Raw genomic sequence first — 6,208 nt, 5'->3', positions numbered from 1 at the left:
GTACGCCTGGTTCGCTTGGTCGCGTCGGGCCCATTGCTCGCGCCAGCTCCCGTCGTGGACGTTGGCGGGGGCGAAGAGGGCGATCCCGGAGTGGCGGTGGCGGGTGTTGTACCAGGGGACGTATTCGCTGACCCAGGCGCGCGCTGCGGGGAGGTCCTGGAAGGTCGCGGGGTAGTTGGGCCGGTACTTCATGGTGCGGAACTCCGACTCGGAGAAGGGGTTGTCGTTGGAGACGCGGGGACGGTTGTGCGTCCTTTCGATCCCGTGCCGTTCGAGGAGGTCCGCAAGCAGGTTGGAGCGCATCGCGGGGCCCGAGTCGGCGTGCACTGCCCGGGGGCGGCCGTGGCGGGCGAAGGCGGCTTCGAACATCTCCACGGCGAGGTGGTCGGCCTCGCGTTCCTCCACGCGCCAGCCCACGATCATGCGGGAGTAGATGTCGATGATGGAGTAGGCCTTGTACGCCTTCCCGCGCCAGGGCGAGCGCAGGTCGGTGATGTCCCAGCTCCACACCTGCCCGGGGCCGGTGGCCTCGTGGACCGGGGCCTGGCGGGCGCCGGTCCCGCGGCTGCCCCTGGCCGGAATCGTCGGGCGCGCGCCCTGGTCCTGGATGCCGGCCGCGATGCGCCACCAGGAGCGGCGCGAGGCGAGCATCATGCCCTCGTCCCACGCGGCGGCGAACGCGTGGTCCACGGAGTTGCCCTGCTCCCAGGCGGCCGTGACTCTGGCCGCGACCGCGGCCCGGTCGGCGGCGCCGATCCTCGACGGGTAGGCCCTGTCCCTCTGATGGATCGGTTCGGGCGCCCGGGGGCGGGGGCTGTGCCGGTAGTGCCACGTCGAGCGTGAGATCCCGGAGATTGCCAGGGCCTGGCGCTGGGAGCCTGTCGAGCGGGTGAGCGCGGCGACGAGGTCGTCCTCCGCGTTCAGGAACCGGACGGATCGGTCCTCGTCGGGCCGGTCCCGGGCCCTTGCTCGTTCATCGCGTGCAAGAGCCCGATAGCTTTTCCCAGGGCGGCGTTGGTCTCCTCGAGCTCGCGGACGCGAGCGTTCAGCTTCGCCAGCTCTGCCTCCTGCGCGGCCCGCTCGGCTGCGCGAGCCTTCTCCAGTGCGGTCCGCCGACGCGGTGGAACAGTCATAGGACTACCTTCCCGCGGGATGAGGCCCCGGTCGAGGTCGCCCTCGTACACTGCATTCCGCCACCGCCGGATCCAGTCCGCCTTCAGGCCCCGCCCCGCCAGCCACGCGCCCTTGTGCCCGTGCCGAACCAGCTCGTACTCGTGGACGAGCTCACGGACCTCCTCCACCGTCCTGCCCAGAATGATCGACACCCTCTACTCCTTCGCGGACCGGGAACTGACTCACAACCAGCTTGGCAAAGAGGGAGGGGTGCAGTATCTGTACCCGAAACGGGGGGTGGGAGAGGGGAATCATAGTGCCCCGATTGGGAATCACGAAAACCCGCGTGGGATGATGGACAGGATGACTTCCCCCACGCGAACCCCGGACACCACCCCTGCCGATCGTGAGGCGCGCCCCCAGGTGCGCCCTGCAGCAGAAGGCTGGGAGCAGCAGCGCACCCCGGAGGGCCGCCCGCTGCTCCAGTTCGCGTCCCCGCGAGTGAAGCAGCCGCCGCAGCACCTCGCGGACCTGACGCTCGCGGAGCGCCAGGCGAAGCTCAAGGAACTCGGCCTCCCCGCGTTCCGGGCAAAGCAGCTCAGCGCGCATTACTTCCAGCACTGGACCACGGAACCCGAGCGCATGAGCGACCTGCCGAAGGCCGGCCGCGAGGAGCTCGTCGAGGCGATGTTCCCGCCGCTGCTCACCGAGGTCCGCCGCCTGCGCACCGACGACGGCAACACCATCAAGTTCCTCTGGCGCCTCTTCGACGGGGCTCTCGTGGAGTCCGTCCTCATGCGCTACCCCGGCCGCATCACGCTGTGCGTGTCGTCCCAGGCGGGCTGCGGCATGAACTGCCCCTTCTGCGCGACCGGCCAGGCGGGCCTCACGCGCAACATGTCGACGGCGGAAATCGTCGATCAGGTCGTCGCGGCGAACCGGGTGGTTGCAGCGGGGGAGCTGGGGGTGGCCGAGCACGCCGATGAGCGAGTCACCAACATCGTCTTCATGGGCATGGGCGAACCGCTCGCGAACTACAAGCGCGTCATGGCCGCCGTCCACCGCTTCGTCGATCCCTCGCCCGAGGGGCTGGGCATGTCGGCGCGCAACATCACGCTCTCGACGGTCGGCCTCGTCCCCGCGATCCGCAAGCTCGCCGACGAGGAGCTTCCCGTCACCTTCGCGCTGTCCCTCCACGCGCCCGACGACGAGCTCCGCGACGAGCTCATCCCCGTCAACAACCGCTGGAAGGTCGACGAGGCCATCGATGCGGCGTACGACTACTTCCGCAAGACGGGCCGCCGCGTGAGCATCGAGTACGCGCTCATCAAGGACATGAACGATCACGCGTGGCGGGCCGCGCTCCTCGCGAAGAAGCTCAACAAGCGCGGCCGCGGTTGGGTCCACGTCAACCCGATCCCGCTCAACCCCACTCCCGGGTCGATCTGGACCTCGTCCGAGCCTGAGGTCCAGGACGAGTTCGTCGAGACCCTCCGCGCGGCCGGCATCCCGACGACGCTCCGCGACACCCGCGGCAAGGAGATCGACGGCGCCTGCGGCCAGCTCGCCGCAGCGGAGTAAGGGCCGAATGACGGGTCCCAGGGTTTCGGGCACTCCGGCAAGAGCGAACGACGGCGCAGCTCGCCAGCGCGGGCCGCTCGCCGTCGTCGGCCGTTTTCTCCATGAGCTGCTATTCAGCATCGGCCCCTCGAAGAACGACCACCAGGCCGCGCTGCGCGCGGCGGCGGGCCTGTTCATCCCGCTCCTGACGCTCACGATCACCCATCGGCTCGACCTCGCGATCTTTGCGAACTTCGCCGCGTTCACGGGGATCTACGGGCGGAACGAGCCGCATCGAGTCCGCGTCGTGGCGCAGACGCGAGCAGGCCTGCTCATGATCGGCGTCATCCTCGCGGCCACCATCTCAGCCCGGCTCAGCCCCGGCGGGGTGCTCGGTCCGTGGGGGATCGTCGCGGGGACCACGCTCGTGGCGTGGGGGTGCAGCGTTGCTGTCGGGTACTGGAGGCTCCGGCCGGCGGGCTCGCTGTTCCACATCTTCGCCTTCGCGGCGATTGCCTCCCTGCCTCACCAGCCGCCGCTCCTGGACGCGGCGGTGACCGCCGTCGCGACGTCTCTCCTGTGCCTCGCGATCGGCCTCGCGTCGCGCGTTCATCCCGCGCGCCGGACCTCGCTCAGCTGGCAGCAGGTGCGCGCGGCATGGCGGGTGCGCCTCGGCCCGACGGAGCGCCGCGTGCTGTGGCTCGAATCCATCGGGTACTTCGTCGCGTCGGCCGTCGCCGGGGCGGCAGCCACGGCTGTCGGCCAGGCGCTCGGCTTCGGGCACAACTACTGGGCGATCGTCGCCGCCGTGGTGCCGCTCGTGGGCCACTCGACCCGCCACCGGGTAAGCCGCGGCCTCCAGCGTGTGCTGGGGACCGTCGTCGGCCTCGCGCTGCTCGCGGGGATTGCGGCGCTGCGTCCGGATCCCTGGATCATGGTGGTGCTCATCGGGCTGTGCCAGTTCGTGGTGGAGATGCTCATTGCGCGGCAGTACTTCCTCGCGCAGGTGTTCGTGGCACCGCTCGCGCTGCTCTCGACGCTCCTCGTGGCGCACACCGACCCCGGCGCCCTGCTGCATGACCGGTTCATCGACACGGCCATCGGCTCCGGGGTCGGCGTGCTGGTGGTACTCGCGCCGCTGGTCTGGTTTCGGGTACAGATGATGCGTACCCGAAACGCTGTTTGAGGGGGAGTTGGTGCACCCGAAATGGGGGTGGCTGGGGGTCGTCAGCAGGCGGGGCGGCTCCTGACATCGGCTGAGACGCGCTGCTCCTGCAGCGTCCCGAGCGGACCGGTCTTGAGCTCGCGGTCCTCGACGACGACCTGCCCGCGCAATACCGTCATCGTTGCCCAGGCTGCGACCTCGTAGCCCTCCCACGGCGTGTAGTCGGCCTCGTGCAGATCGCTGGAGGTCACGACGCGTGCCTCGGTCGTATCCAGGACGGCGAGGTCGGCGTCGCTTCCAATCGCGATCGCGCCCTTCCGCGGATACAGGCCCAGGATCTTCGCGGCGTTCGCCGAGGTGAGGTCCACGAACCGCGTGAGGTCGAGCCCCCGCTTCGCCACCCCCTCGGTGTACGCGACGGCCATCCGCATCTCGACCCCGGCATGGCCCCCGGTCGCGTCGAGGATGGTCTTCCCGCGCGTCTTGACGTCGAGGTCCGTACACACGCCGTCGGTCGCGAGCGTGCTGAGCGCGCCCTCGAGGAGCGCGTCCCACATGGAGTCGCGGTCGTCGGCCGACTTGAGGGACGGGTAGGTGTGGTAGATCGCGCCGTTCTCCTGCCGGTAGTCGTCGGCGGTGAAGTGCGCGTAGTGCGGCAGCACCTCGCCGTACACCGGCAATCCGCGTCCGCGCGCCTCGCGGATGGCGTCGACGCCCTCGCGAGCGCTCACGTGCATGATGTAGATCGGCGCACCCACGTGCTCGGCGAGCGTGATCGCGCGCTGGAACGAGAGCTTCTCCGAGAGGTTGTTGTGCGCGTGGGACATGTACTCGAGGCCGATCTTGCCCGCGCGCTGGAGCCGCTTGTACGAGTACATGACGATGTCGTCGTCCTCGGCATGGATCGCGAGCATGGCGCCTGCCGCCGCGGTCTGCTCCATCAGGCCCCACATGTTGCCCAGGTCGGTCTTCTGCCGCGGCCGGGTCGGGGTCGTGTTGGTCATCCAGACCTTGTAGCTCCCGTGTCCGGCGGCGACGGCGTCCGGGATCTGCTCGAGCACCTCGAACGGGATCTCGGGCTCCTTGAACGTCCCGTGGAGGGCGTAGTCGGTGTAGGTGCTGCCGGCCCACTCGGCGGACTTCCGGGCAAACGACTGGGACAGTTCGTCCCCGGGCTGCCAGTGGGCGAAGTCGACGAGGGTGGTGGTCCCGCCGTAGATGGCCCCCTCGCTCACGCGGTCCGGGCCGAAGCACTTGATGCCGCTCTCGGCGGCGGTCGGCAGGACGCTGTTGGTATGGACATGGGGGTCGACGCCGCCCGGCACCACGAGCTGGCCGCGCACGTCGATCGTGCGGCGGGCTTCCGCCGGCGTGCCGAACTCGGGGGCGGTCAGCGAGACAATCGTGCCGTTGGCGATGCCCACATCGAGACGGCGGGGCCCCGAGGGGGTCACGACGAGGCCGTTGGTGAGGAGAAGGTCGAGCAAGGGAGCCTCCAAGGTTAGAAAGGGATTCGTGAGAAGTACCGGTCTGCCAGGCTCACCTTCACCGAGGCGCGCGCGTTGACGAGCTGCGAGACGGCGACGTCGGCCGCCGCGCTGAGCAGCATGGCCGCCTTCTCCCGCGGCCACCCACGATCGGCGACGACGAGCTGGAGCATGTCATCGAGGGCCGCCTTCGCCGCCTGGTCCAGATCATCGCCGTCGCCCAGGGTGATCACCCGGCCGTCGGAGAGGATTGCGGGCCGACGGATCGAAACGCCCGGCACCACTCGGCAGGAGAGCGTCACGGCACCTTCGACCTCGACGCCGGTGAGCGAGCATTCGCCGTCGCCCTGGGCGGCGTGGAGATCGCCGGCGAACAGCAGCGCGCCCGGCACCTCGACGGGGAGGACGACGGCGGAGCCCGCCGTCACATCGCTGCAATCCATGTTGCCGCCGTAGGGGCCGACGGTGCTCGAGCTCGGCTCGCCGTCGGCCGGCGCCACGCCGAGCTTGCCCACCATGGGGCGCACCGGAATGGTGACCCCCTCGGCGAAGTGGACCGCGCCATCGTCGATCTCCACGACGTGCCCGAAGCGCTCGAGCGGCTCGCCGAAGCCACCACGGCCTGGGAGCGTCACCATGGCGCCGCGGTCCGCGATGCGGATGTCGTGGATCTCGACGCGGAGCGCGTCGCCCGGGCGCGCTCCACGGACGACGACGGGCCCGGTCACCGGGATCGCGCATTTCTCGTACTCGCCGGCCTCGAAGAAGCCGCCGGTCAGAAGGCTGCGCGCCTCGAGGGTGAACTGCTCGCCCTGATCGACCTCGAGGACTGGCTCGGCGAGCGCAGTAAACACCGCCGAGGTGTGCTCGAATCCGACAGAAG

Annotated in this window: 7 protein-coding genes; 3 read left to right on the top strand and 4 right to left on the bottom strand. The window is 69.9% G+C overall.

Annotated features, from left to right (window positions below; translation table 11 throughout):
• Together ACTHM3_RS12100 and ACTHM3_RS12095 are read right to left on the bottom strand one after the other, a co-directional pair.
• The coding region (locus ACTHM3_RS12100) for a transposase (RefSeq protein ID WP_440406358.1) at positions 1 to 690 on the bottom strand (690 nt) is incomplete at its 3' end.
• A gap of 230 nt (positions 691 to 920) precedes the next feature.
• Positions 921 to 1,325 carry a hypothetical protein gene (locus tag ACTHM3_RS12095; RefSeq protein ID WP_440406357.1) on the bottom strand — a complete coding sequence of 135 codons (405 nt, stop codon included), beginning with the start codon at positions 1,323 to 1,325 and terminating at the stop codon, positions 921 to 923.
• A 151-nt stretch (positions 1,326 to 1,476) separates the two neighbouring features.
• Here ACTHM3_RS12095 and rlmN point away from each other — a divergent pair, with 151 nt between their 5' ends.
• Together rlmN and ACTHM3_RS12085 are read left to right on the top strand one after the other, a co-directional pair.
• A complete protein-coding gene (gene rlmN, locus ACTHM3_RS12090; RefSeq protein ID WP_440406356.1) occupies positions 1,477 to 2,694 on the top strand; it encodes a 23S rRNA (adenine(2503)-C(2))-methyltransferase RlmN in 1,218 nt (405 codons plus the stop codon).
• A 7-nt stretch (positions 2,695 to 2,701) separates the two neighbouring features.
• Positions 2,702 to 3,859: an FUSC family protein gene (locus tag ACTHM3_RS12085; RefSeq protein ID WP_440406355.1), complete on the top strand. Its 1,158-nt coding sequence runs from the start codon at positions 2,702 to 2,704 to the stop codon at positions 3,857 to 3,859.
• Positions 3,860 to 3,900: 41 nt separating this feature from the next.
• Here ACTHM3_RS12085 and ACTHM3_RS12080 read toward each other — a convergent pair whose 3' ends face one another.
• Together ACTHM3_RS12080 and ACTHM3_RS12075 are read right to left on the bottom strand one after the other, a co-directional pair.
• Positions 3,901 to 5,325, bottom strand: a complete 1,425-nt coding sequence (locus ACTHM3_RS12080) for a dihydroorotase (protein WP_440406354.1) — start codon at positions 5,323 to 5,325, stop codon at positions 3,901 to 3,903.
• Positions 5,326 to 5,339: 14 nt separating this feature from the next.
• A complete protein-coding gene (locus tag ACTHM3_RS12075) occupies positions 5,340 to 5,903 on the bottom strand; it encodes an acetamidase/formamidase family protein (RefSeq protein ID WP_440406353.1) in 564 nt (187 codons plus the stop codon).
• Between ACTHM3_RS12075 and ACTHM3_RS12070 the strand changes: the two genes are divergently transcribed.
• The coding region (locus ACTHM3_RS12070) for a hypothetical protein (RefSeq protein ID WP_440406352.1) at positions 5,877 to 6,208 on the top strand (332 nt) is incomplete at its 3' end. The genes ACTHM3_RS12075 and ACTHM3_RS12070 overlap by 27 nt on opposite strands.

It is taken from the genome of Pseudolysinimonas sp. (assembly GCF_051954455.1).
GTDB lineage: Bacteria > Actinomycetota > Actinomycetes > Actinomycetales > Microbacteriaceae > Pseudolysinimonas.
This window is presented reverse-complemented; position numbering and strand designations above follow the sequence as displayed.

Coding starts and splice junctions, on each gene's coding strand:
- rlmN (WP_440406356.1), top strand. CDS start 1,477: ATGACTTCCCCCACGCGAACCCCGGACACCACCCCTGCCGATCGTGAG.
- ACTHM3_RS12085 (WP_440406355.1), top strand. CDS start 2,702: ATGACGGGTCCCAGGGTTTCGGGCACTCCGGCAAGAGCGAACGACGGC.